We start from the raw sequence: 23,460 nt of genomic DNA on the forward strand, positions 1-23,460 counted from the left end.
TCGTCATGCTCGTACGTCCCGAAGAACCGGTGGCGAGGCTCCGCGCGCTGCGCGCGGTGAGCCTGCGCACCGAGAACTTCGCCGATTCCGCCGACTTCTACCACGAGATCTGGGGACTCACCCCGGTGGAGAAGGACCGCGACGCGGCCTGGTTGCGCGGTTCCGGGCCGGAGCACCACATCATCGAGCTGCAGCAGGCCGAGCGCAACGGGCTGGGCAAGATCTCGTTCGCCGTCGGCACGCCGGCCGAGGTCGACGAAGCGGGCCGGCGGTTGGTGAAGCTGGGCGTTCCCGTGCTGGCCGAACCAGGTCGCCTCGATCAGATCGGGGGAGGCTACGGGCTGCGGTTCGTCGACCCGGAGGGGCGTCTCGTCGAGCTCTCCTGCAACGTCGAAGCCGTCGTCGCGCAGGACCCGAACGGGCTGTCCGCGGTGCCGCGCAAGGTCGCGCACGTCGTGCTCAACACGACCGACATCGACGCGGCCTGCGATTTCTACACCGGCGTGCTCGGCATGCGGATCTCCGACTGGTCCGAGCACCAGATGGCGTTCCTGCGGTGCAACTCCGATCACCACGTGATCGCGTTCAACCAGGCCGAGTGGACCTCGGTGAACCACGTGGCCTACGAGATGCCCACCGTGGACCACTTCATGCGGGGCATCGGGCGGTTGCGGCACAACGGCATCACCCCGCTGTGGGGACCTGGGCGGCACGGTCCGGGGTCGAACACCTTCTCCTACTTCGCCGATCCCGCGGGTCTCGTGTGCGAGTACACCTCGGAGGTCGAGCAGATCGACGAGGACGCCTGGCTGTGCCGGGTGTGGCGGCGCACGCCGGAGCTGTCCGACCAGTGGGGCACCGCGGGCCCGCCGTCGAAGGACGCCCGCGCCCACATGGCGGGCAAGCCCGATCCCGGCTACCTGGAGCTGGTGCGCGCATGAAGGTGGCGATCATCGGCTGCGGCGCGATCGGCGGGGTGGTCGCGCGGGCGGTCCGCGACGGCGCCGTACCCGAGGCCGAGCTGGTCGGCGTGGTGCACGCCGAACCGGTCGACCCGCCCGACCTCCCGGTGGTGGACTTCCGAACCGCCCTGGAGGTCGCTGACCTGGTCGTCGAGTGCGCGGGGCAGCGCGCGTTGGCCGAGCTCGGCCCGTCCGTCGTGGAATCCGCGGCGGACCTCCTGGTGGTGTCCGTCGGAGCGCTGACCGACGACGCCCTGCTGCACAAGCTGCGCGACAGCGGGCCGGGAGGCCTGCACCTGTGCACCGGGGCGATCGGCGGGCTCGATCTGCTGGCGGCCACCGCGCGCGGCGGCGGTCTCGACTCGGTGCGGATCGTGACCACCAAGAAGGCCCCGGCGCTGGTCCAGCGGTGGATGGATGCCGAGCAGCAGGAGCGCATCCGCACCGCGACCGGGCCGGTGGAGCTGATGCGCGCCCCCGCGCGGGAGGTCACCGCCGCGTTCCCGAGCTCCACCAACGTCGCCGCCTCGGTGGCGCTGGCGGTGGGGGACTGGAACAAGGTGGAGGCCACCGTGGTCGCCGATCCGGACGCGCCGCTGACCAGCCACGTCATCAGCGCCGAAGGCAGCGCGGGGCGGTACCGGTTCGAGATCTGCAACCAGCCGTCACCGGAGAACCCGACGACCAGCGGAGTGGTTCCGCACGCCGTCCTCTCGGCCGTCGCCCGGCTGGCCCGCCGGACCGGGGTGTTCGCATGAACCGGGTGCGGGTGGCGGGCGCGGACGTCCGGGAGGCGGGCTCGGGCGCACCGGTGCTGATGCTGCACGGCATCGGTGGTGCGGCGGACGCCTTCGCCGCCCAGATGTCCGGGTTCCCCGGATACCGGACGCTCGCCTGGGACGCGCCCGGGTACGGAGATTCGGCGGACCTGCCGGGCGAGCCGGTTCTCGACGACTACGCCGAGACCGTCGTCTCGATCCTGCGCGGGCTCGACGCGGCCCCGGCCCACCTGCTGGGCGTCTCCTGGGGAGGCGTGATCGCCACGCGGGTCGCGCTCGAGGCGCCGGACGTGCTGCGTTCCCTGGTGCTCGCGGATTCCTCGCGCGGATCCGGCCGCACCGACCGGGGGCGGAAGGCGATGGCGACCCGGGTCGAGGAGCTGCGCCGGCGGGGCGCGGTCGCCTTCGCCGAGCAGCGCGGGCCGCGGCTGCCCGCACCGGACGCTGACCCCCGCGCCGTCGAGCAGGTCGTCGGCCTGATGTCCCGGGTGCGGCTGACCGGATATCGCAACGCCGCGGGCGTCATGGCCGCCACCGACCACTCCGCCCAGCTCGCCTCGATCAGCACGCCGACGCTGGTGATCGTGGGCGAGCAGGACCGGGTGACCGGGGTGGACGAGAGCCGCGCGCTGGCCGACGGCATCCCCGCCGCGCGGTTCGAGGTGATCCGCGGGGCGGGACACGCCGCCAACCAGGAGAAGCCGGAGGAGTTCAACCGCCGGGTCCGGCAATTCCTATCCGATGTGGACGGAGGTGCTCGATGAGCCTGGAAGATCGGATCGTCGTGGTGACCGGGGCCGGCCGCGGCCTGGGGCTGGCGATCGCTCACGAGCTCGCCGCTGCCCGGGCGCAGGTGGTGGTCGCCGAGCGCGACCCGGACTTCGCGGCGAAGGCGGTCGCCGAGCTCGGCGCGCACGACGCTCCGGTGCACCGGGTGGACACCGACGTCGCGGACCCGGATTCGGTGCAGCGGCTGGCCGACCGGGTCACCGCGCTCGGCGGCGCCTACGGCGTGGTGAACAACGCGGCCCTCGCCGACGGCGTCGGCGGGAAGGCCTTCCACGAGATCGCCCCCGAGGAGTTCGACCGCATCATGTCGGTGAACCTGCGGGGGACCTGGCTGGTCTCGCGAGCGCTGTACCCGCAGCTGCGCGCTCGGGGAGACGGGCGGATCCTCAACGTCGCCTCGGACGTGGCCTTCTACGGCCCGCCCAGGTTGGCGCACTACGTCGCGTCCAAGGGCGCGCTCGTCGCGCTCACGCGGACGATGGCCCGCGACGCCGGTCCGGACGGGATCACCGTCAACGCGGTCGCACCCGGCATCACCGAGTGCGAGGCCACTCGGGGCGTTCCCGCGGAGCGGCACGACCTCTACCGGCGGAACCGCGCCTTGGAGCGGCCGCAGCAACCGGAAGACCTCGTCGGGGCGGTGCGCTTCCTGCTGTCCGACGACGCCGCCTACATCACCGGGCAGACCCTGGCGGTCGACGGTGGCTTCGTGTGCAGATAGGAGGGTGGAACGTGGATCTCGGATTCACCGGTCGCACCGTGGTGGTGACCGGCGCGAGCTCCGGCGTCGGCCTGGCGGCGACGCGGATGCTGCTCGCCGAGGGCGCCCGCGTCGCGGCCTGCGCGCGGGACGGCGACCGGCTCGATCGCGCACTCGACGGCGCGGAAGGCGAGCTGCACACCGCCGGCTGCGACGTGCTGGACGAAATCTCCGTCGGGGAGTTCGTCGAGCAGGCCGCGGAGCGGTTCGGCGGCGTGGACGGCGTGGTCAACAACGCCGGGCGCTCGCTGATGGCCGGGATCGCCGAGACCGACGCGCAGCAGTGGCGGGACGAGCTGGACCTGAAGCTCTTCAGCGTCCTGCACGTGGTCCGCGCGGCGCTGCCGTGGCTGCGCCGGTCCGACGCGGGCGCGGTGGTCAACGTCAACGCGGTCCTGGCCCGCCAGCCGGAGTCGCGGCTGGCGGCGACGTCGGCAGCCCGCGCCGCGCTGCTCAACCTCACCAAGACGCTGGCCGCGGACCTGGCCGCGGACGCGGTCCGGGTGAACTCGGTGTGCCTGGGGCTGATCGACACGGGCCAGTGGCGGCGCCGCTACGAGAGCTCGGAGTCCACCTCGGACTTCGCGGCCTGGAGCGCCGAGCTGGCCGCCGACCGGGGCATCCCGCTCGGGCGGTTGGGCACCGCCGACGAGGTCGCCTACGCGATCGCGTCGCTGCTGTCCCCGCGCGCCTCCTACATCACCGGCTCGTCCCTCGACGTCGGCGGCGGTATCGCTCGCCACGTCTGACCTTGCGAAGGACTGCGATGCATCAGGGAAATGGCGGTGACCTGCTCGTGCAGGTCATGCGCGACAACGGAGTCGACACCGCCTTCGGCGTGGTCAGCGTGCACAACCTGCCGCTGGTGGAGGCGGTTTCGCGCGAACTGCGATTCGTGCCGGTCCGGCACGAGGCGGCCGCGGTCAACGCCGCCGACGGCCACGCCCGCGCTCGCGGTGGCATCGGCGTGGCGATCACCAGCACCGGCACCGGAGCCGGGAACGCCGCCGGGGCGATGGTGGAGGCGCTGACCGCGGGCAGTCCCGTGCTGCACGTGACCGGGCAGATCGACTCGCCGTACCTCGGTCAGGGGCGCGGCGTCATCCACGAGACCCGCGACCAGCTGGGCATGCTCTCGGCGGTGTCCAAGCGCGCCACCACGATCACCGCGGCCGAGGAGGCCGGGGCCGCGCTGCGCGGGGCGATTCGGGCGGCGCGGACGCTGCCCACCGGTCCGATCAGCGTCGAGTGGCCGATCGACCTGCAGTACGGCGGCCAGCGCTTCGAGCGCTCCGCGCCGGAGCGGGGGGAGCGGGCGGCACCGGCCGCGGAAGAGGCCGTGCGCCGCGCGGGCGAGCTCATCAGGCGGGCCCGCAGGCCCCTGCTGTGGGTCGGGGGCGGCGGGCGGTCCGCTCGCGAGCCGCTGCGCGAACTCGCCGAGCGGCTCGGCGCCGGCGTGCTGACCAGCAACTCCGGACGCGGGGCGCTGCCCGAGGAGCACGAGCTCGTGGTCGGCAACTTCGCCACCAGCCCGGAGGCGGCCGCGCTGCTGGCCGAGGCCGACCTGCTGATCAGCGTCGGGACCCACTTCCGCTCCAACGAGACCAAGCACTACGCGCTGGAACTGCCCGAGCAGCACGTGCAGATCGACGTCGATCCGGCCGCGATCGGGCGCGCTTACCCGGCGACGGTCGGGGTGGTCGGCGAGGGGCACGACGTGCTGCGCAGGCTCAACACCGAGCTCGGTGGCACCGGTGTCGACGCGGGCTGGCGAGCCCGCGTCACCGGCATCCGCTCCCGGGTGCGCGAGCACCTCCGGGGCGCCATCGGTCCGTACGCGCTGATCTGCGATGCCCTGCGCGACACCCTGCCGCCGGAATCGGTGGTGGCCAGGGACGTGACGATCGCGTCCAGCCAGTGGGGGAACCGGCTGCTGGAGATCGACCGGCCGGAGACCAACGTGTTCCCGGTAGGCGGCGGGATCGGCCAGGGGCTCGCCACCGGAATCGGCGCTTCCCTCGGCAATCCCGACGCGCCCGCGGTGCTGCTCGTCGGCGACGGCGGTCTCGCGGTCCACCTCGGCGAGCTCGGCACGCTGACCCAGGAACGCCCGTGGCTCGTGGTGGTCGTGTTCAACGACGGCGGCTACGGCGTGCTGCGCAACATGCAGGACCAGCACGTCGGGCGGCGCAGCGGCGTGGACCTGTTCACCCCCGATTTCGGACGCCTCGCGAGCGCGCTGGACCTCCCGCACGCCCTGGTGAACCGCTCCGACGCCTTCGCCGAGGTCTTCGCGAAGGCCGTCGACCACCGCGGGCCCTACCTGGTCGAAGTAGACGTGACGGCGCTGGAGCCGACCCCGGTGCCGTTCGTGCCGCCGGTGCACGTGCCGAGCTGAAGGAGTGGCGGCGATGCCCACCGAACTGATCCAACACCACCACCACGCGCACGGACCGGCCAACCGGAGGCGTCGCGTCCTGCCCACGGCGGCGCCGCTGTTCGTGCGGTTCCCGGACGGGCCACCGCGCGCCGGGGTGATCGTGCTGCACGACGTCCACGGGCTGACCGAGTCCGCGGAGGAGCGCTGCCGGGCGCTGGCACGACTCGGGTACGTCGCGATCGCACCGTTCCTCTACTACGAGACCGGGGGGAAGGAGTTCCGGCCGGAGAACGCCGAGACCGCGAGGGCGGCCATGGAGCTGCTGGTCGCCGACGACCTCGCCGCCGACATCACCGCAGCGCTGGCTCACCTGGGCGAGCGGCTGGGGGTGCCCGCCGCGTCGACGGCCGTGCTGGGCGTCGGCATGGGCGGTCACCTGGCCACGTGGGCCGCCAGCGAGCACGAGCTGGCCGCGGCCGTCGCGCACGACCCGGTCGGCGTGCAGGCCGCGCCGTGGCGCGGCGCGCCGTCGGTGGCCGAGGCGATCGACCGGCTGCGCTCGCCGTGGCTCGGCCTGGCCTCACCCGGGGCGAGCGCTCCGCTGCTCGCGCTGGCCAGCCCGGACGTCGTCGTGCCACCGCACGGCCCGGAATACGGCTGGTGGGACGAGGCCGTCCGGTTCCTCGACGCACGGCTCCCCTGACCGCTCAGCGGGATGCACCGCGCTCCTGCAGCAGGAAGCGCGCACCGGTCGGGCTCGGACCGCCGGACACCAGGTAACCACAGTTCCATGCCACCCTGACTCCCATGCGGCATGGACGTCCCCGGAAGGAGGGACGCATGACGACTGCTGCTTCATCGGATGCGACGACCCAGCAGGAAGTCGTAGCACGCCTCGAAAGACTGCCGTTGTCGCGCTGGCACGTAACCGTCCGGCTCGTGATCGGGGTGGTCACCTTCTTCGAGGCGTTCGACCAGCTGTTGATCGCCTTCTCCATGCCGGAGATCTCGCGCGAGTGGGGCCTCTCAGCGGCCGGCGTCACCACCACGCTCACCGTCGGCTCGATCGGCATGCTCCTGGGAGCCCTCGGCGCGGGATGGATGGCCGACCGCATCGGCCGCGTCCGGGTGATCGCCCTGTGCGTGGCGGTCACGGCGCTGTGCAGCCTGGGCATGGCGCTGAGCACCGCGCTGGTCCCGTTCCTGATCCTGCGGTTCGTGCAGGGGCTGGCGATCGGCGGTGAGGTCCCGACCGCGGCGTCCTACATCAGCGAGCTCAGCCGGGCCAAGGGCCGCGGGCGGTTCGTGCTGCTCTACGAGCTGGTCTTCCCGATCGGTCTGGCCGTGGGAGCGCTGGCGTCGGCGTGGATCATCCCGCACCTCGGGTGGCGCGCGCTGTTCCTGATCGCCGCGGTCCCCGGCGTTGCCGCGATCGTGGTGCAGTCGAAGGTGCCGGAGTCGCCGCGATGGCTCGCCGAGCGGGGCCGCACCGAGCAGGCGCTGCGCAACGTCGAGCACATCGAGGAGCGGGTGCGCCGCTCGACGGGGCAGGAGCTGCCCGCCCCGGCGCCCGCGTCCTCCATCCCGGTCTCGACGCAGCGCACCGGCATGCTCCGCGAGCTGTTCACCGGGCGCTACCGCCGCCGCACCCTCGTGGTCTGGACGATCTGGTTCGTCGGCTACCTGTCCAACTACGGGATCACGTCCTGGCTGCCTACGCTGTACAAGAACGTCTACCACCTGCCGATCGGCACCGCGCTGTGGTTCAGCACCTCGGCGTCGGTGACCGGGGTGGTCGGCTGCCTCATCGCCGCGCTCACCATCGACAAGCTGGGCCGCCGGATCGTGCTCGGCGTCGGGCTGGGCCTGACCACGGTTCCGCTGCTGGTCCTGGCCGCGCTCGGTGCCGCCACGGCGCCGCAGCTGGCGGTGCTGTCGGCGATCGTGGCGCTGTTCAACTTCGCGGTGAACATCAGCCTCTACCTGTACACGCCGGAGCTGTACCCGACGCGGAGCCGGGCGTTCGGCTGCAGCATGGGCGGCGTGCTGAACCGCCTCGGCCTGATCACCGGTCCGATCCTGGTTGGTGCGCTCTACGCCGGGGGAACGGACCTGTCCGCGGTCTTCTTCACCATCGGCGGGATCACCTTGATCGGCACGGTGGTCACGCTGCTGTTCGCCGAGGAGACCAAGGGCCGCACGCTGGAGGAGCTCTCGCCCTGACGGCCTCGGGAGCCGTTCGGGGAACTGCGCTGCTCGGCCGAACCCGCGGCGGTGCGAGCTGAGCCCGGCACCTGGAACGGCGGCCGGGCCGCGTCCTCGGACGGATCCCGACCGGCGATCGGCCGCGCCCCGAGCCCGGCAGCTCGGGGCGCGGTGCGGCGAGGGCGCCGGGTCAGGCGGGCGGGGTGAAGTCGGCGAGAACCGGGCGGTGATCGGAGCTCGGTTCGTTGCGGCGTTCGCCGGGGCGGTCGGTCACCGACCCCGGTTCGGTGTCGAGGGTGCGCACGGTCTCGACGGAGGTGACCAGCGCGTGGCTGACCAGGATGTGATCGATGAGCTCGGGCCGGCTGCGGTAGGTCCGGGAGTGGCGTTCGCCCTCGGGGATCAGCGGGGCGAGGTTCCATAATCGCGCGCCGTCGCCGTCGTCGGCTCGTTCGAAGCCGCCGGTGCCGATCTCGGAGCCGGGCGGGCCCTGCAGCAGCGCGGTGGTGGCCGCGTGCTGGGTGTCGTTGAGGTCGCCGAGCACGATCGCGGCTCGGTCCTGGCCGCGGCCCTCCAGGACGGCGTTGACGTCGGTGCGCACGGTGGCGGCCTCGGCCGCGCGGCGGTTCAGCGCGTAGACGGCCGAGCGCGCGCGTTCGCCCTCGTCGCGCGGGGTGAACCGGCCACCGGGGTAGGTCAGGAGCTTTGACTTCAGATGGCAGGTCATCAGCGTCAGCTCGGCGCCGTCCACCTCGACGCGGGCCCGCAGCAGCGGTCGGCTCATCCGGCGCGTGGTCTCGCCGTCATCGGAGATCTGCACGTCGGGCAGCTCCGCGGGGAACTCGGCGACCTCCTCGGCGTCGGCCAGCGGTGACCGGGAGAGGAACCCGACGCGGATGCCGCGCCCGTCGGGTGCGGCCAGCGCGGTGTGCCACCGCCCCGGGAGCCGGCCGACGAGGTCGTCCAGGGCATCGGGGTCGCCGACCTCCTGCACGGCCAGCACCTGCGGGTTCATCGTGGTGATCGTGCCGGCCAGGGACCGCAGCTTCTCCTGGTACTGCTGGTCGGTGTCCGGCCCTGATTCGCCGCCCGGGCGGAACAGGTTCTCCAGGTTCCAGGTCGCCACTCTGACCACGGCACGGCTCCTCAACCTCGCCGACGGCGTTCGCGAGCCACGCTAGGAGCCGGGGCGGGGCGGACCAAGGGATGCCGGGGAAACATCAGCTGAATTGCCGCATCTCGTGCGGTGGAAATCCTTCCGGATCGCCGTGCCGCGCGTGCGCTCGACCGGCCGAGGAGCGCTGCGCCCCGCTCCTGCGCGAGTGGAAGCGGGGCGCAGCGCGGGCGGTCGGCGCCGCGTCAGACGAGGAGGAACGCGTCGGCGTCCGCCGTCCCCTCCGCGGCGAAGTCAGCGCTGCCGGCGACCGCGGACTCGCCGAAGTCGCTCAGCTCGCTGCCGCCGTCGAACTCGGTTCCCGCGCCGCCGGCGACATCGCCCTGGAGGTCGCCGTCGGCGATGATCGGTTCGGCGGTGCCGAACACCGCGTCGCCGGAACCCGCGGCGCAGGCCTCGAACTCGGCGTCGGCGGTGGCGTTCGCCTCGGCCTCGAAGTCGCTCTCGGAAGCGCTCGTCAGCCGAACCTCGGAGTCGTCCCCGGCCTCGACCGAGGAAGCGGCGCGGGCGAGTGCTTCGGCATCGAAATCAGCGTCCGCGCTGAAGTCGGCGCGGGCGCTGGTCTGGCTGTCGAAGCTCAAGCTGCTCATCGTTGGGTGCTCCCGATTGGAAAGGCCGGCGAGCTCGGGCGGAGGTCGGTCCGACCGCCCGATCCGCCGGCGTGATCATTGCGATGGGCTCATCGCTCGGGAGGCGAGCAGCGTTACATTTCGGACATTGCTGGCAGTTCGGTTGGCGGCGGGTCGGCAGGAAGGTGCGCGAAAGTCGTGACGGGCCAGGTGTTCCCGACCGTCCGATTCGGAATCATCGATTCCGCTTGAGCTGCGGCGGCAGTCCGCCGCTCGGAAGTCGGCCGAAGCGGACGAAGGTGGTTCGAAACCGGCTGGTGCTCACCGATCGCGAGAGGCGCCCCGAAACACCCGAGGGGTTCGCCCCTTCAGCGCGGGCGTCCGTAGAACTCGTTGAGCACCAGCATCGCGGCACCTGCGGCGACGAGGTCGTCGCCGAGCGCGGTGACCTCGATCTCGGCAGGCGGGCGCGCGTCCTGGGTCGTCGTCGCGCGCACGCTGGTCAGGTACAGCTCCGGCGCGGCCAGCACCGCTCGGCCCGCCAGGACGACGTGGTCGATGTCGAGCAGCTGCACCAGGTCCGCGACGGCCGTCGCCAGGACCGAGGCCGCGAACGCCGGCTCGCCGTCGGCGACCGCGCGGTTGTGGACCGCCTCCACGCACCCGTTGCGGCCGCACGCGCACGGCGGACCGTCGAGCTGGACCGTGGTGTGCCCGAGCTCGCCGGCGTTGGAGCGCTGGCCGCGGTGCACCCTCCCGTCGAGCAGGAGGCCGATGCCGATGCCGGTGCCCACGAAGACGAGCGCGGCGTCGCGCAGCTGCTCGCCTCGCCGCCAGCTCTCGGCGACGACCGCGGCGGTGGTGTCCTTGTCGACCACCACGGGCAGCCCGAGGCGCTGCTCGGCCAGCGCGCGCAGCGGGACGTCCTGCCAGCCGGCGAGGTTGGTCGGGTAGTGGACCACCCCGGTGCGGTGGTCGAGCGGCCCGAGGAACCCGATGCCGAGGCCGAGGACGCGGTCGTCGGCGCCCAGCTTGTCCACGAGCTCGGCGAGCACGTCGACGAAGGTCTCCGGGTCGAAGGACGGCGGTAGCGGCGCGGTGGCGCTTTCGACGATCGCGCCGGTGAGGTCGGTGAGCACGACGCGCAGCTCGTCGCGCTCCACCTGCGCTCCGAGCGCGAGCCTGCTGTCGGGGACCAGCGACAGCAGGGTGCGGGGTTTGCCGACGCCGACGTTGCGGGTGCCGGACCTGGTGAGCAGCCCGTCGGCGACGAGGCGGTTGACGATCTTGGAGACCGCCTGCGGTGTCAGTCCGCTGCGCTCGGCCAGCTCGCCCCGCGTCAGGGAGCCCGACCGGGCGTGCTCCAGGACGACGGCGTCGTTGTAGCCGCGCAGGTAGCGCAAGTTCGGCACGGGCGGATTATGGCACGGTTTGACATTACGAAACACTGTTGCGTAATTTCGCCGCCATGACCCTTCGGACTGGACTGCTCGGCTACGGGATCGCCGGGCGGGTGTTTCACGCGCCGCTGATCGAAGCGACGCCGGGCCTGGAGCTGTCGGCGATCGTCACGCGCGATGCCGAGCGCCGCGCGCACGCGCGGGCCGCTCATCCCGAGGCGCGGTTGCTCGACAGCGCCGCCGACCTGTTCGCCGCCGAGCTGGACCTGGTGGTGATCGCCACGCCGAACAGCACGCACGTGCGGTTCGCCCTCGAGGCGATCGAGGCCGGCGTCCCGGTCGTGGTGGACAAGCCGTTCGCCGCGACGGTCGAGGACGCGCAGCGCGTCCGGAAAGCCGCCGAATCGGCCGGCGTTCCGCTGACCGTGTTCCAGAACCGGCGCTGGGACAGCGATTTCCGCACCGTCCGCGCGCTGATCGAGGAGGGCGCGCTGGGCGACGTCGCGCGGTTCGAGTCCCGCTTCGAGCGGTGGATGCCGGACGTCTGGGACAACTGGCGCGAGTTCGGCGCGCCCGAGGAGGCGGGCGGCGTCCTCTACGACCTCGGCGCGCATCTCGTCGACCAGGCCGTCGAGCTGTTCGGCCCGGTCGCGCGGGTGTACGCCGAAGTGGACCGGCGGCGCCCCGGCGTCGAGGTCGACGACGACGTGTTCGTGGCGCTGACCCACCGCAGCGGGGTCCGGTCGCACCTGTGGGGCAGCTCCACCGCCGCGCAGAGCGGACCGCGGTTCCGCGTGCTGGGCTCCCGGTCGGCCTACGTCAGCGAGGGGCTGGACGGTCAGGAGGAGGCCCTGGCCGCAGGTCGCAGCCCGGAGGGCCTGCGCACCCCGGGGACGCTGGGCGTGCTCGGCGAGACCGAGGTGGTGCCCGGGGAACCGGGCGCGTACTCGAACTTCTACGCGCAGCTGGTGACCGCCCTGACCGAGGGTGGCCCGCTGCCCGTCAGCCCGGAATCGGCGATGCGCTCGCTGGGAATCATCGAGGCGGCCTTCGAGTCGGCCCGCACCGGGGAGGTGGTCGCGGTATGAGCGCGGAACTGCTGGCGGACTTGGCCGCCGAGGAGGAACGGCTGCAGTTCACCCGGTTCGACAACGACGTGGCGCTGGCGTTGGGCATGTTCCTGATGGACGCCGCGCGGGAGCGGGAGCTGCCGGTGGTGGTCTCGGTGCGGCGCGGGCAGCAGCGGCTCTTCCACGCCGCGCTGCCCGGCACCGCGGCGGACAACGACGCGTGGATCGAGCGCAAGAGCCGCGTGGTGGACCGCTACGGGCGCAGCTCCTACTACGTGGGCACCTCGTTCCGGGTGCGCGGCAAGACGTTCGAGGAGGCCTCCCGGCTCGACCCCACCGAGTACGCGGCCCACGGAGGGGTGTTCCCGGTGATCGTGAGCGGTGTCGGCCCGGTGGGCACGGTGGGGGTGTCCGGGCTTCCCCAGGCCGAGGACCACGCGTTCGTGGTCGAGCAGGTCGAGGCCTTCCTGGCTTCGTCCGCGCAGCGCACGACCTGAGGGGCCCGGCGCTGGCGGGGCGTCCGGTCGCGCGGCTCCGCGCTGGCCTTTCGTTGCACTTATGGGTGCACTATGATGCACCGCATGGGAGAGAGGGCGGAGTCGGTGTCGGCGGCGATCGGCGACCGCGTGAAGTCCGAGCGACGAGCTCGCGGGTGGACGCTCGACGAGCTCGTCCGCGCGGCCGGGATCAGCCGTCGCATGCTGATCAACATCGAGCAGGGCGCGGCCAACCCCAGCATCGCCACGCTGCTGAGCGTCGGCGACGCCCTCGGGCTGGGCCTCCCGGCCCTGGTCGAGGTCGGCCCGGCCAAGCCGGTGAAGGTCACGCGCAATGGCTCGGCCGCCGTGCTGTGGACCGGTCCCGGCGGCGGGAGCGGAGTTCTCGTCGCCGGGACCGAACCGCCCGACGTGGTCGAGTTGTGGGACTGGACCCTGGCCCCGGGCGACCGCCACGACAGCGAGGCCCACGCGCGCGGGACGAAGGAGCTGATCCACGTGCACGACGGCGCGATCACCGTCGACGTCGAGGGGCGATCGGTCCGCCTGGAAGCCGGTGACGCCGTGGCGTTCCCCGGGGACGTCGACCACTCCTACGGCAATCAGTCGACGGGCTCGGCGCGCTTCTCGCTGGCGGTGTTCGAGCCCGGCGTCGGGACCGGCCCGGGTGTCGCGGCGAGCGATGCCTGACGTCGGACCGGGGGAGCGGCGGCGGTGCTCGCGGCATCTCCGCGTTCGAGCCGAACGTCGCGCGGGCGTCGACCACGTCCTCGCCGAGACCGCGGCCGAAACCCGACCAGCCACCAGGAAGGCGCAGCACTCATGACCTCGACCCCACCGCGAACCCCCGCAGCCGAGCCGTCCCGGCCCGACAAGAACGACCACCGGACGCTCACCGACGAGTCCTGGGCGGTCCACGGAGGCAACCGCCCCGACGACACGACCGGGGCGATTCGCACGCCCATCGTGATGGCGAACTCCTACCGGCTCCCCGAAGACCCCACCGCGCTCGACGACCACGACGTCGACGCCCTGGTCTACACCCGCGAGTCCGGCGCCAACCAGCTCGGTCTCCAGGACAAGCTCGCCCGCTCGGAGCGCGGCGAGTCGGCTGCCGTCTTCGCCACCGGCATGGCGGCCATCCACGCCGCCTTCTTCGCGCTGCTCAACCCCGGCGATCACGTGATCGTCTCCAACGTGGTCTACATGCGGACCTGGGAGCTCTTCGCCTCGCTGCTGCCCACCAAGCTCGGCGTCGACGTCGACTTCGTAGACATCACCGACGTCGAGGCCGTGCGGGCGGCCGTGCGCCCCACGACCCGGCTGGTGCACACCGAAGCCATCGGCAACCCGGACCTCCGGGTCGCCGACATCCGCGCGCTGGCGGACATCGCGCACGCCGCTGGTGCGGTGCTCACCGTCGACTCCACCTTCACCCCGCCGCCGCTGCTGCGTCCCCTCGACCACGGCGCGGACCTGGTGCTGCACTCCCTGACCAAGTACTTCAACGGCCACGGCGACGCCATGGGCGGCGCCGTCATCGGCGCGGACGACCTCGTCCACCAGATCAAGGCCGGGCCGATGCACCACGTGGGCGGAGCGATCTCGCCGTTCAACGCCTGGCTGATCATGCGCGGATCCATCACGCTGCCGCTGCGGCTGCGGCGCCAGTGCGAGACCGCGCAGGCGGTGGCCGAGTTCCTCGCCGAGGACCCGCGCGTCGCCCACGTCGCGTACCCGGGGTTGGCGGACGACCCGCACCACGCGCTGGCCGCCGCCCAGTTCGGCGACCTGCACGGAGGAGTCGTGTCCTTCGCGCTCCCCGGCACGCACGAACGCAGGGTCCGCTTCGTCAACGACCTGCGCATCATCACCTCGGCCGTGTCGCTCGGCCACGACGAGACCCTCATCGCCTACGAGCAGTACCCGCCCGAGCGAGCCGCCGCGTTCGCCGCGCCCTTCCAGGAGCACGGCCTCATCCGGCTGGCGATCGGTCTGGAGTCGGCCGACGATCTCATCGCCGACCTCGGAGCGGCGCTCACCACCGCCTGCGGGTCGCGGTGAACCGGCGGTGGGCCGGAACCGGGCAGGACGGCTGATCGCGGCTTCGTTCGCCGTGCGGGCAGCGGGATTTAGCGCCCGCACCGCGGCGCGTCAGCTCGTCGGCGCTCACCCGGTCGGAAGATTGTGGTGCTGTGACGGGCGTTGGCACCATCCCGTGGATGGATCTCGGGGCCGAGCCGTCGGCGCGCTGGTGTCGAACGGGCGCGCGTAACCGCGAGCGAACGCGGCGCGCCCCGAACGGCGGTGTTGGCGTCCCCGGCGTCGCACCCGCGCGCGCAACGCCGCCACCCGCTCCGTCGTTCGATCGAGAGGACCGAGATGGTTGCTCCACGACGTCCAGACCAGTCCGATCCGGAGCTCCCGGAGGGGAGCGATCGCGGGGGCGGTGCAGCGCGGCCGCATCTCCCGCACGCAGCTGTTGGCGGGGGAGTCACCGGCGGTTCGGGCGGGGTTCAACGGCAGCGGTTAGCGTCCCGATCCGTGCATGCGGAAGATCCAGCCCGCCGCGGGCTCACCGGACCGGTTCCTCGTCGCGATTTCCTGGCGGGAGCGCTCGCGACCGCGGTCGGTTCGGCGGTGCTGCCCGGCGCGGCGCGAGCCGCCTCCGGCGCGGCCAAGTTCCCCTTCCCAGCAGGGCGGGAGTTCACCGCCCTGATCACCGGTGACGCCGGGACGGGCAAGCCGGAGCAGTACGCGGTGGCCGCGGCGGCTCGGAGAACGGCCGCGGAGCACGGCGTTTCGCTGGCCGTGGGCCTCGGTGACAACCTCTACCTGGACGGTCCGGAGAGCGCGGACGACGACGAGTTCCAGACCAAGTTCGAGCAGCCGAACGCGGGGATCGACGTCCCGTGGTTGATGATCCTCGGCAACCACGACACCTCCGGGGCGGTTCCCGGCAGCGGTGCCGGTCCCGAGCGCGGTGACTACGAGGTCGCGTACCACGACGCCTCGGCGCGGTGGTACATGCCGGCCCGCTACTACTCGGTGGCCGTCCCGGAGGCGAACCCGGTGGTGGAGTTCTTCGCGCTCGACACCAACCCGGTCGCCTCGTTCCTGCCGCAGCGAGACCCGCACTACGCCTGGGACGGGCCCTACATGCGGGAGCAGCGGGCCTGGCTGGACGACCGGTTGGGCGCCTCCAGGGCGCGGTGGAAGATCGTGATCGCGCACCACCCGTACCTCAACAACGGGCCGTACGGAAACGCCGGCGAGTACAACGGGATCACCGTCGACGACTACGCGAGCGGCAAGCACCTGAAGGAGCTGTACGAGCAGATCGTCGTCGGCCGAGCCGACCTCATCATGTCCGGGCACGACCACTGCTCGCAGATCCTCGCGCCGAGCGGTGGCACGCAGCAGATCGTGTGCGGAGCGTCCGCGCAGACCGAGGACGGCCAGAGCAAGGTGACCAACGAGTCGTTCTGGCAGGACTTCTCGCACCGCGGCTTCATGACCCTGCGGGTGTCCGACGCCGGGCTGACCTTGCGGGCCTACCTCGTCGACTCCGCCGACCCGGCCACGGCCACCGGGCGGCTGGCCTACACCCACGAGATCCCCGCCTGAGCAGGACCGCCCGCCTCGCGCGGCCCGATCGCGCGCCGGCGGCGCCGCCCGCGATCGGGCGACGCCGCCGGGTGATCACGCGTCGAGGTCGTAGATCTCCAGCGACCGCACCTCGACTCGACCGCCCGCGGCGAACGCGCGCACCCGGTCGCTCCCGGCGTCCGGGAAGACCAGGTCGGTGAGCACCGCCTGGCCGCGGTCGCCGAACACCTGCACATTGGCCCGGTCGAGCACCGCCCGGATCCGGAGGGCGTCCCCGGCCGGGGTCATCGCCGCGGTGTGCCGCGCCGGGAACTCGTCGTGGACCGCCGTCTCACCGGAGGCGGTTCGGTCCACGAACAGCTCACCGGCGGTGACGTCGTAGCCGATGCGGGTGCGGTGGGAGCCGTCGGCGAAGACGTCGAACCCGAACGAGGTCGCCGTCGCCCCGGCGAGCTGGAACTCGGCGACGACGTCGAGCACCGCGCCCGCGAACTCGGGGGTTCCGCCCTGCTCGGTGACCGCGCCGCTCCAGGTGCGCGGATTGCGGCGCACCCTGGTCAGCTCGGCGACCGGCTGCTGCGCGAGCTGGGGACCTGCTTCGGTGGAGATGAGCTCCAGCTGGCGCGGGACGGACATGCCACCGCGCCACGGCGAGGTGGGGACGTCGGCGGCGTAGCTCCAGTTGCTCATCCAGCCCACCCACAACCGGCGGCCGTCGGGGACGTCGGACCAGGACACCGCGGCGTAGAAGTCGGCTCCTCCCTCGACCCACCGCACGTCGCCGGGCGCGCCGTCCGCGGTGAAGGTGGTGCCGTCGAAATCGCCCAGGAAGTACTGCATGCCCGAGCCGCCCGCCGGACCGCCGGGGTTGATGCTGACGATGAGCACCCACTTGCCGTTGCGGGGGTCGCCGTCCACGGGAAGCTGGAACAGGTCGGGGCATTCCCAGACCCCGTCGTGCGAGCCGTGGTTCGCGCCGAACTCGCTGAGCTGCTGCCAGTGCACGAGGTCCGGTGAGCCGTAGAACCGGATGCGATCGCCCACGGCCAGCGACATGACCCACTTGCCGGTCGCCGCGTGCCAGAAGACCTTCGGATCGCGGAAGTCCGCCTCGCCGGAGTTGGGGATGACCGGGTTGCCCGCGTACTTGGTCCAGGTGCGGCCGCGGTCGTCGCTGTAGGCGAGGCTCTGCTGCTGGGTGTCGCCCGCGCTGGTGTAGAGCGCGACCAGACCGGGGCGCCCGCCGAAGAACCCGCTGGTGTCGTGGTGGTCGACCACCGCGCAGCCGGAGAAGATGGCTCCCAGCTCGTCGGGTTCCATCGCCACCGGCAGCTCGTCCCAGTGCACGAGGTCGGTGCTGACCGCGTGCCCCCAGGACATGTTGCCCCACTGGTCGCCGTACGGGTTGTGCTGGAAGAACAAGTGGTACTCGCCTCGGAAGTACACCATGCCGTTCGGGTCGTTCATCCAGTTGCGCTCCGGGGTGAAGCACACCGACGGCCGCCACTGCGGGGTCTCGGCGGCGCTTTCCGCGGCCCAGGCGCGGGTGTTCGGGGATAACGGCGGGAGGCCCGCCGCCCCGATGCCGACCAGGGCGCCGGCCCCGGCGAGGAAGTTGCGGCGCCCGAAGGCTCGTCGCTGGGGAGGACGCGGGTCGGTGGCGTCCCCGGTGCCGGAGTGCTGCATCGGTACCTCCTCGGTGTTCCTGCCGCCCGTTCGGGCAGGCGGGAGTTGGTGGGTGTTGCCCTGCTGCGGGTCTCGGTACTGGTGTTGGGCGACGTGACGCGCCCGCGGAGGGGCGCGTGGTGCCGGTGCTCTCAGGGTCGCGGTGGTGGGGATGCGGGACCTCCGGCTGGGACTCCGGGAAGCGCGTCGGAGTGGGCCGGGATCGAGTCCACCTCCCGCTGCGGCGCGGACCGGGATCGGCGAGCGAGGCCCACCTCGTCGATGCCCGGTTGTCTCCGGTCTGTGTCTGGTGCTGACTGATTGTGCGAGTTGTTGACGGATTGTCAAGATCTCGGAAACCACCGCGCGATCTCCGCCGTCGCGAAACCGCGGCGTCCGCGAGGCTTGACAGCTGAGCAGCAGCAGTCAAAATCAGGCAACATCAAAATGCACCGGAGGGAAACGGGCATGTACGGTGCGGAACGGCAACAGCTGCTCGCGCAGCAGGCGCGTTCGAACGGGCGGCTGGACGTCACCGCCGCCTCCGAGGAGTTCGGGGTGGCACCCGAGACCATCCGGCGCGATCTGGCCGCCCTGGAGCGGCAAGGCCTGATCCGGCGGGTCTACGGCGGCGCGGTGCTGCTGGAGCGGTTGGACTTCGAGCCCGGGGTGAACCAGCGCGACCGGACGCGCGCCGACGAGAAGGACCGGATCGCTCGCGCCGCGCTCGACCTGGTGCCCCAGCGCGGGACCGTGCTGCTCGACGCCGGTACCACGACCGGCCGCTTGGCGGCCCTGCTGCCGCAGGGGAGCGAGCTGACCATCGTCACCAACTCGCTGCCCGCCGCGTCGCAGCTCGCCGGGCGCAACCACGCCAACCTGCACGTGCTGGGCGGTCGGGTCCGCGGCACGACGCTCGCGACGGTCGAGTCATGGGCGCTGGAGGTCCTCGCCGGTTTGACCGTCGACGTCGGGTTCTTCGGGACGAACGGGTTCTCCGCGGCGCGCGGGTGCACCACGCCGGACACCGCCGAATCCGCGGTGAAATCGGCGATGATCCGCGCGTGCCGGCGCCGCGTGCTGCTCAGCGATCACAGCAAGTACGGCGACGACCAGTTCGCGCGGTTCGCCGCCCTGGAGGAGATCGACGTGCTGGTGACCGACGACGGTCTCGACGAGCAGGCGGTGGCCGAGCTCAACGAGGCCGAGATCGACGTGGTGCTCGCGTGACCGCGGCGAACCGCCCGGTCCGCGCCGGCGCCCGAGTTCCCGCTCCCGTCCTCCTCCTGCTGCGGCGGAGCGCGACGTCCCAGCACGGACCGGAGGCTCAACCCCGCACGGAGGAAGGATTTCCGGCATGACGAACGCACCGACCCGAGCGGGTGGTCCCGCCCGCGGACATCTCGCTCTGCGCAGCGCCGTCATCGCGGCGCTCGGCGGCCTGCTGTTCGGCTTCGACACCGCGGTGATCTCGGGCACGACCGACGCGCTGCAGCGGGTGTTCTCGCTGAGCGCGGGCGGTCTGGGATTCACCGTCGCGACGGCCCTGATCGGCACCATCGTCGGCGCCGCGGCGACCGGGATCTGGAAACCGGCCGATCTGATCGGGCGCAAGAAGGTCCTCTACGCCATCGGGATCCTCTACCTGGTGTCGGCCCTCGGCTCCGCGCTCGCACCCGAATGGGTGTCGTTCATGGTGCTGCGCTTCGTCGGTGGCCTCGGGGTCGGCGCGGCCGCCGCGGTCGCGCCGATCTACAACGCCGAGGTCTCCCCGCCCAAGCTCCGCGGACGGATGGTGGGGTTGTTCCAGTTCAACATCGTGCTGGGCATCCTGCTGGCCTACCTGTCGAACTACGTCGTGCTCCACCTGGCGCCCGAAGCGACGGCCTGGCGGTGGATGTTCGGCGTCGAGGCGCTGCCCGCCCTCGCGTTCGTGCTCCTGCTGGTCCTGGTGCCGGAGAGCCCGCGGTGGCTGATGAAGGCGGGACGGGTCGCCGAAGCCGACCGCGTGATCTCGGCCCTCACCGCCGGCCCGGACGAGGCGCGCGAGGTCCACGAGGAGATCGCCGAGGCGCTCGGGACCGACGACGTCGAGAGCGGCGCGAAGTTCTTCACGCGCTCCCACCGCAGGGTCATCCTGCTCGCGTTCGCGATCGCGGCGTTCAACCAGCTCTCCGGGATCAACGCGGTCCTCTACTACGCACCTTCGATCTTCGCCTCCGCGGGACTGGGGGAGAGCGCCTCGTTCCTCAGCAGCGGCGGGGTCGGTGCGATCAACCTGATCGCGACGATGCTCGCGCTGCTGGTGATCGACCGGTTCGGGCGGCGCAAGCTGATGCTCGTCGGATCGTTCGGCTACCTGGTCACCCTGGGCCTCCTCGCGGGGATCTTCCTCGGCCACCAGGACGGGTTCTCCGGCGCGGCCAGCACGCTCGTCGTGGTCGTCGTGATGCTGTTCGTCGCCGCGCACGCCTTCGGGCAGGGCGCGGTCATCTGGGTCTTCATCTCGGAGATCTTCCCGATCTCGATCCGAGCTCGCGGGCAGGCCTTCGGCTCGCTGGTCCACTGGGGTTTCGCGGCCGCGATCTCCTGGATCTTCCCGCTGCTGGCCGAGGTCGTCGGTGGCGGGATGGCCTTCGCCTTCTTCTTCGCGTGCATGATCGGCCAGCTCGTCTGGGTGCTGCTGGTGATGCCCGAGACCAAGGGCGTCCCGCTGGAGAAGCTGCAGGGCGTGCTCGGCGTGCAGGCCGGCTCGGAGGACACCCGCCGGTCCCCGGTCGATCCCACTCGTTCGCACGAGGACTGAAACCCGCCGATGTCGCCCCGGGTCGGTGAGCATGCCGATTCGGGGCGACGGCTCGCGGCCTGGTGGGGGCGGTTGCCGGGCCCGCCAGACCTCAGGGGCGCCGGCCGTGGTGGCCGGTGACGCGGCCGATCCACAGGACGAAGTCGCCCGCGTCCTCGGAGGCGGCATGCCGCCGCGTCCCAGTACATCACCGCGTTCACGTCGTCGCCGATCCCGCGCAGGCGCGCCGCGACGTTGCCCACCACGCTCGTCGAGGTGTCGGTCCCGACCCCGGATCCACCAGTGCTGAGCCCGATCCGGGTTGGCCTCCGAGGCGATGCACGGGGTTCATCGACCGCAGCCCGGCAGGCTGGTCGTGGTCGCTGCGCGTGCTCGTCGCCGGTCGCGCGGCGCAGGGCGTGCTCCGTGAAGTGGTGTGCCCGGGTCTTGCCGACGCCGAGGAGGCCGCTCTCCGGGCGGACAGGTCGAACGCGTCGATGGCGGGTGCGGTCTTCCTCCGCGCGCTCACGTGCGCGAGGCAGTCCTGCCGGTCGAAGCGGGCCCGGCCGCCGGAGTGGCGGATCCGCGGGGAGGTAGTCGTCCCGCGCGGAGGCCGACAGCCCGTCGAGGTGGGCGATCGCCGCCGGTAGCAGGTAGGTGCGCAGCAGGTGCTCGCCGTGGTTCGCCGCGGTGAGCGGCCCCCGCGCGTCGCGCAGCCGCAGCGAGGCCTGGTCGTCGGCGAACGCCGCGCCGAGCTCGCGGGAGGTGGTCCGGTCGACGAGCCCACCGGATTCCAGCGGGTTCTCGCCCCAGTCCCACGCGTAGGCCGTGTCGGCGTGCTCGAGATGGGTGATCGGGCACCGGGCGCCGCTGGCGAAGACCGCTCGCTCGCATCGGCAGCGCCGAGCTCGTCGAGGTGCCGACGGCGCGTCGGGCCGTGGCGCCGAGCAGCGCCGACAGCGCCCCGCTGGCGCTGGCCCCGAGCTGACGATGCGCTCGACGTCGCCGGGGATGCGGCCGCGGTTGTAGCGCACGTAGCGCACCGCGGTCCTGCGTCGCACGGGCATCTCCTGTCGTCGGCCGGTGCGGTCGCGGCCCAGTGAACGACGCTCCCGGGAAGCACCTCAACGCCGCGCGCGAGCCCGCGGCTCGCGACGGCGCGGCTGCGGGACCGGCGAAACGTCTTCCGCGAGGCGGTATTCCGCTCCCCGCGGCGGCTCGCTCGAACGGCCGCGTCCCGATCGGCTCGGCACGCGGCCGGTGGGTGCGGTGAACGGCGCACGTCTCGTTGGGCCGTCCGGCTCTCGACGATGACGACCGGAGGCAGGGCGGTGATGGGTCGTTCGACCTGTTGGCGCATCGGCGAGTCGCGCCTCCGCGGGATCTCGGGCCGCTGGTGGAAGGCGCTTTCAACATTTCGGAGGCGGTGGTTCGGTCCACTATGCCGCGGAGATCCGTTTCGTCGTGCGCCGTCGGGCGCAGCGAGTCGTGGCGAACGGCCCAACGCGGCCGAGCTGTTCGGGCGGCGGCCGTTGCGGTGGTTCCCGGTCTCCCGCTTGACCCTGGGAAAACGCTTCCGTCACGGTGTGACCTACTTCATTCGCGGACTGCAAGAAGAGGGATCGCCGGTGCAACCGGAAAACGCTCACCAGACGCGAGTCCTGACATCGCTCCGGGTCAACGGGCCGCAAACGGCCTCGGAACTGGCCGCGCAGCTGTCGTTGTCGCGCTCGAAGATCGGGCAGGAGCTGGCTCGCCTCGAACAGCTCGAACTGGTGGACCGCGCCGGTCAGGCGGAATCCCGCGGCGGTCGGCGCTCGGGCCTGGTGCAGGTCGCCAGGAGCCTGCGCTTCGTCGGCATCGACATCGGCGCGAGCTCCTTGGACGTCGGCGTCGCCGGCGGTGGCATGGACATCCGCGCCCACGTCAGCGAAGCCATCGACATCACCGAAGGTCCCGAGGTGATCCTCGGGCGCGCGGTGGAGCTGGTCGGCAAGCTCCGCGCCGACGGGCACCTGCCGCGGCTCGACGGCATCGGCATCGGCGTGCCGGGCCCGGTGAGCTTCCGCGACGGGTTCACCGTCTCCCCGCCGATCATGCCCGGTTGGGACCGCTACCCGGTGCGCGAGCACTTCATGCACCAGTTCGACTGCCCGGTTCTGGTCGACAACGACGTGAACGCGATGGCGATCGGCGAGATGTACTGCGGGCTGGCGAGATCGGTGCGCGACTTCCTGTTCGTCAAGATCGGCACGGGGATCGGCTGCGGCATCATCATGGGCAACCGGGTCCTGCGCGGCAGCAACGGAAGCGCAGGCGACATCGGCCACATCGCGGTGCACGACACCGGGCCGGTGTGCAGCTGCGGTCGGACCGGCTGCCTGGAAGCCTGGTTCAGCGGAGCGGCGCTCTCCCGCGATGCCACCGCGCTGGCCCGCAGCGGCGAATCGCCCGGTCTGCGCGAACTCCTCGCCGACCGGGGGACCCTCACCGCGCGCGACGTCGGCGCGGCGATGCGCGCGGGCGACCCGCAGGCGCTCGGCCTGGTGCGCGACGGCGGGCGCCGCCTCGGCCGCGTGCTGGCCTCGCTGGTCAACTTCTGCAACCCGGCGATGATCGTCGTCGGCGGTGGGGTCGCCGAGCTCGGCCACGTGCTGCTCGCGGAGGTTCGCGGGGAGCTGTACCGGCGATCGACACCGCTGGCCACCAGCAGCCTGCCGATCGTGCTCTCGGAACTGGGCGGGAACGCCGGGATCGTCGGAGCCGCGGGGATCGTCAGCGATCACGTTCTCGGTGTCCAACCAGCGTCATGACCC

20 protein-coding genes are annotated in these 23,460 nt (G+C 72.2%); 16 read left to right on the top strand and 4 right to left on the bottom strand.

Annotation, left to right across the window (positions count from 1 at the left end; translation table 11 throughout):
* Nucleotides 1-5 precede the first annotated feature (5 nt).
* From ACFQRI_RS00215 to ACFQRI_RS00250, 8 genes are all read left to right on the top strand, one after another.
* Nucleotides 6-941, top strand: a complete 936-nt coding sequence (locus ACFQRI_RS00215) for a VOC family protein (RefSeq protein WP_380662688.1) — start codon at nt 6-8, stop codon at nt 939-941.
* Nucleotides 938-1,720 (top strand): aspartate dehydrogenase domain-containing protein, encoded by a 783-nt coding sequence (locus tag ACFQRI_RS00220; RefSeq protein ID WP_380662690.1) that lies wholly within the window; start codon nt 938-940, stop codon nt 1,718-1,720. Before ACFQRI_RS00215 ends, ACFQRI_RS00220 begins: the two co-directional genes overlap by 4 nt.
* Nucleotides 1,717-2,505 (top strand): alpha/beta fold hydrolase, encoded by a 789-nt coding sequence (locus tag ACFQRI_RS00225; RefSeq protein ID WP_380662692.1) that lies wholly within the window; start codon nt 1,717-1,719, stop codon nt 2,503-2,505. The genes ACFQRI_RS00220 and ACFQRI_RS00225 overlap by 4 nt, the downstream gene beginning before the upstream one ends.
* Entirely contained in the window at nt 2,502-3,251 is a 750-nt protein-coding gene (locus tag ACFQRI_RS00230; protein ID WP_380662694.1) for a 3-oxoacyl-ACP reductase family protein, read from the top strand. Before ACFQRI_RS00225 ends, ACFQRI_RS00230 begins: the two co-directional genes overlap by 4 nt.
* An 11-nt stretch (nt 3,252-3,262) precedes the next feature.
* Nucleotides 3,263-4,039 (top strand): SDR family oxidoreductase, encoded by a 777-nt coding sequence (locus ACFQRI_RS00235; RefSeq protein WP_380662696.1) that lies wholly within the window; start codon nt 3,263-3,265, stop codon nt 4,037-4,039.
* A 17-nt stretch (nt 4,040-4,056) separates the two neighbouring features.
* On the top strand, nt 4,057-5,688 hold the full coding sequence (locus ACFQRI_RS00240; RefSeq protein WP_380662698.1) for a thiamine pyrophosphate-binding protein: 1,632 nt from the start codon (nt 4,057-4,059) through the stop codon (nt 5,686-5,688).
* A 13-nt stretch (nt 5,689-5,701) separates the two neighbouring features.
* Entirely contained in the window at nt 5,702-6,373 is a 672-nt protein-coding gene (locus ACFQRI_RS00245) for a dienelactone hydrolase family protein (protein ID WP_380662700.1), read from the top strand.
* Between the two features lie 137 nt (nt 6,374-6,510).
* Nucleotides 6,511-7,893 carry an MFS transporter gene (locus ACFQRI_RS00250; RefSeq protein ID WP_380662702.1) on the top strand — a complete coding sequence of 461 codons (1,383 nt, stop codon included), beginning with the start codon at nt 6,511-6,513 and terminating at the stop codon, nt 7,891-7,893.
* A gap of 172 nt (nt 7,894-8,065) precedes the next feature.
* Here ACFQRI_RS00250 and ACFQRI_RS00255 read toward each other — a convergent pair whose 3' ends face one another.
* From ACFQRI_RS00255 to ACFQRI_RS00265, 3 genes are all read right to left on the bottom strand, one after another.
* Nucleotides 8,066-9,010, bottom strand: coding sequence for an endonuclease/exonuclease/phosphatase family protein (locus ACFQRI_RS00255; RefSeq protein WP_380662704.1), 945 nt, complete (start codon nt 9,008-9,010; stop codon nt 8,066-8,068).
* A gap of 224 nt (nt 9,011-9,234) precedes the next feature.
* A complete protein-coding gene (locus ACFQRI_RS00260; protein WP_380662706.1) occupies nt 9,235-9,639 on the bottom strand; it encodes a hypothetical protein in 405 nt (134 codons plus the stop codon).
* A 347-nt stretch (nt 9,640-9,986) separates the two neighbouring features.
* Nucleotides 9,987-11,030 (bottom strand): ROK family transcriptional regulator, encoded by a 1,044-nt coding sequence (locus ACFQRI_RS00265; RefSeq protein WP_380662708.1) that lies wholly within the window; start codon nt 11,028-11,030, stop codon nt 9,987-9,989.
* Between the two features lie 56 nt (nt 11,031-11,086).
* On the opposite strand from ACFQRI_RS00265, the gene ACFQRI_RS00270 reads away from it, so the two are divergent.
* The 5 genes from ACFQRI_RS00270 to ACFQRI_RS00290 all read left to right on the top strand — a co-directional run bounded on the left by ACFQRI_RS00270 (nt 11,087) and on the right by ACFQRI_RS00290 (nt 16,212).
* Nucleotides 11,087-12,106 carry a Gfo/Idh/MocA family protein gene (locus tag ACFQRI_RS00270; protein WP_380662710.1) on the top strand — a complete coding sequence of 340 codons (1,020 nt, stop codon included), beginning with the start codon at nt 11,087-11,089 and terminating at the stop codon, nt 12,104-12,106.
* Nucleotides 12,103-12,585, top strand: coding sequence for a heme-degrading domain-containing protein (locus ACFQRI_RS00275; RefSeq protein WP_380662712.1), 483 nt, complete (start codon nt 12,103-12,105; stop codon nt 12,583-12,585). Before ACFQRI_RS00270 ends, ACFQRI_RS00275 begins: the two co-directional genes overlap by 4 nt.
* Before the next feature lie 84 nt (nt 12,586-12,669).
* A complete protein-coding gene (locus ACFQRI_RS00280; RefSeq protein WP_380662714.1) occupies nt 12,670-13,275 on the top strand; it encodes a helix-turn-helix domain-containing protein in 606 nt (201 codons plus the stop codon).
* Nucleotides 13,276-13,407: 132 nt separating this feature from the next.
* Nucleotides 13,408-14,649, top strand: a complete 1,242-nt coding sequence (locus ACFQRI_RS00285; RefSeq protein WP_380662716.1) for a trans-sulfuration enzyme family protein — start codon at nt 13,408-13,410, stop codon at nt 14,647-14,649.
* Between the two features lie 480 nt (nt 14,650-15,129).
* Entirely contained in the window at nt 15,130-16,212 is a 1,083-nt protein-coding gene (locus ACFQRI_RS00290; RefSeq protein ID WP_380662718.1) for a metallophosphoesterase, read from the top strand.
* A 75-nt stretch (nt 16,213-16,287) separates the two neighbouring features.
* Here the strand turns inward: ACFQRI_RS00290 and ACFQRI_RS00295 are convergent, their stop codons facing one another.
* Nucleotides 16,288-17,880, bottom strand: a complete 1,593-nt coding sequence (locus tag ACFQRI_RS00295) for a glycoside hydrolase family 32 protein (protein WP_380662720.1) — start codon at nt 17,878-17,880, stop codon at nt 16,288-16,290.
* Nucleotides 17,881-18,327: 447 nt separating this feature from the next.
* Here ACFQRI_RS00295 and ACFQRI_RS00300 point away from each other — a divergent pair, with 447 nt between their 5' ends.
* The 3 genes from ACFQRI_RS00300 to ACFQRI_RS00310 all read left to right on the top strand — a co-directional run bounded on the left by ACFQRI_RS00300 (nt 18,328) and on the right by ACFQRI_RS00310 (nt 23,457).
* Nucleotides 18,328-19,089, top strand: coding sequence for a DeoR/GlpR family DNA-binding transcription regulator (locus ACFQRI_RS00300; RefSeq protein WP_380662722.1), 762 nt, complete (start codon nt 18,328-18,330; stop codon nt 19,087-19,089).
* Nucleotides 19,090-19,216: 127 nt separating this feature from the next.
* Entirely contained in the window at nt 19,217-20,665 is a 1,449-nt protein-coding gene (locus tag ACFQRI_RS00305) for a sugar porter family MFS transporter (RefSeq protein WP_380662724.1), read from the top strand.
* Between the two features lie 1,607 nt (nt 20,666-22,272).
* Complete coding sequence (locus ACFQRI_RS00310; protein ID WP_380662726.1) at nt 22,273-23,457, top strand: ROK family transcriptional regulator; 1,185 nt, start codon at nt 22,273-22,275, stop codon at nt 23,455-23,457.
* Nucleotides 23,458-23,460 lie beyond the last annotated feature (3 nt).

The sequence above is a fragment of the Saccharopolyspora griseoalba genome (assembly GCF_042665275.1).
GTDB lineage: Bacteria > Actinomycetota > Actinomycetes > Mycobacteriales > Pseudonocardiaceae > Saccharopolyspora > Saccharopolyspora griseoalba.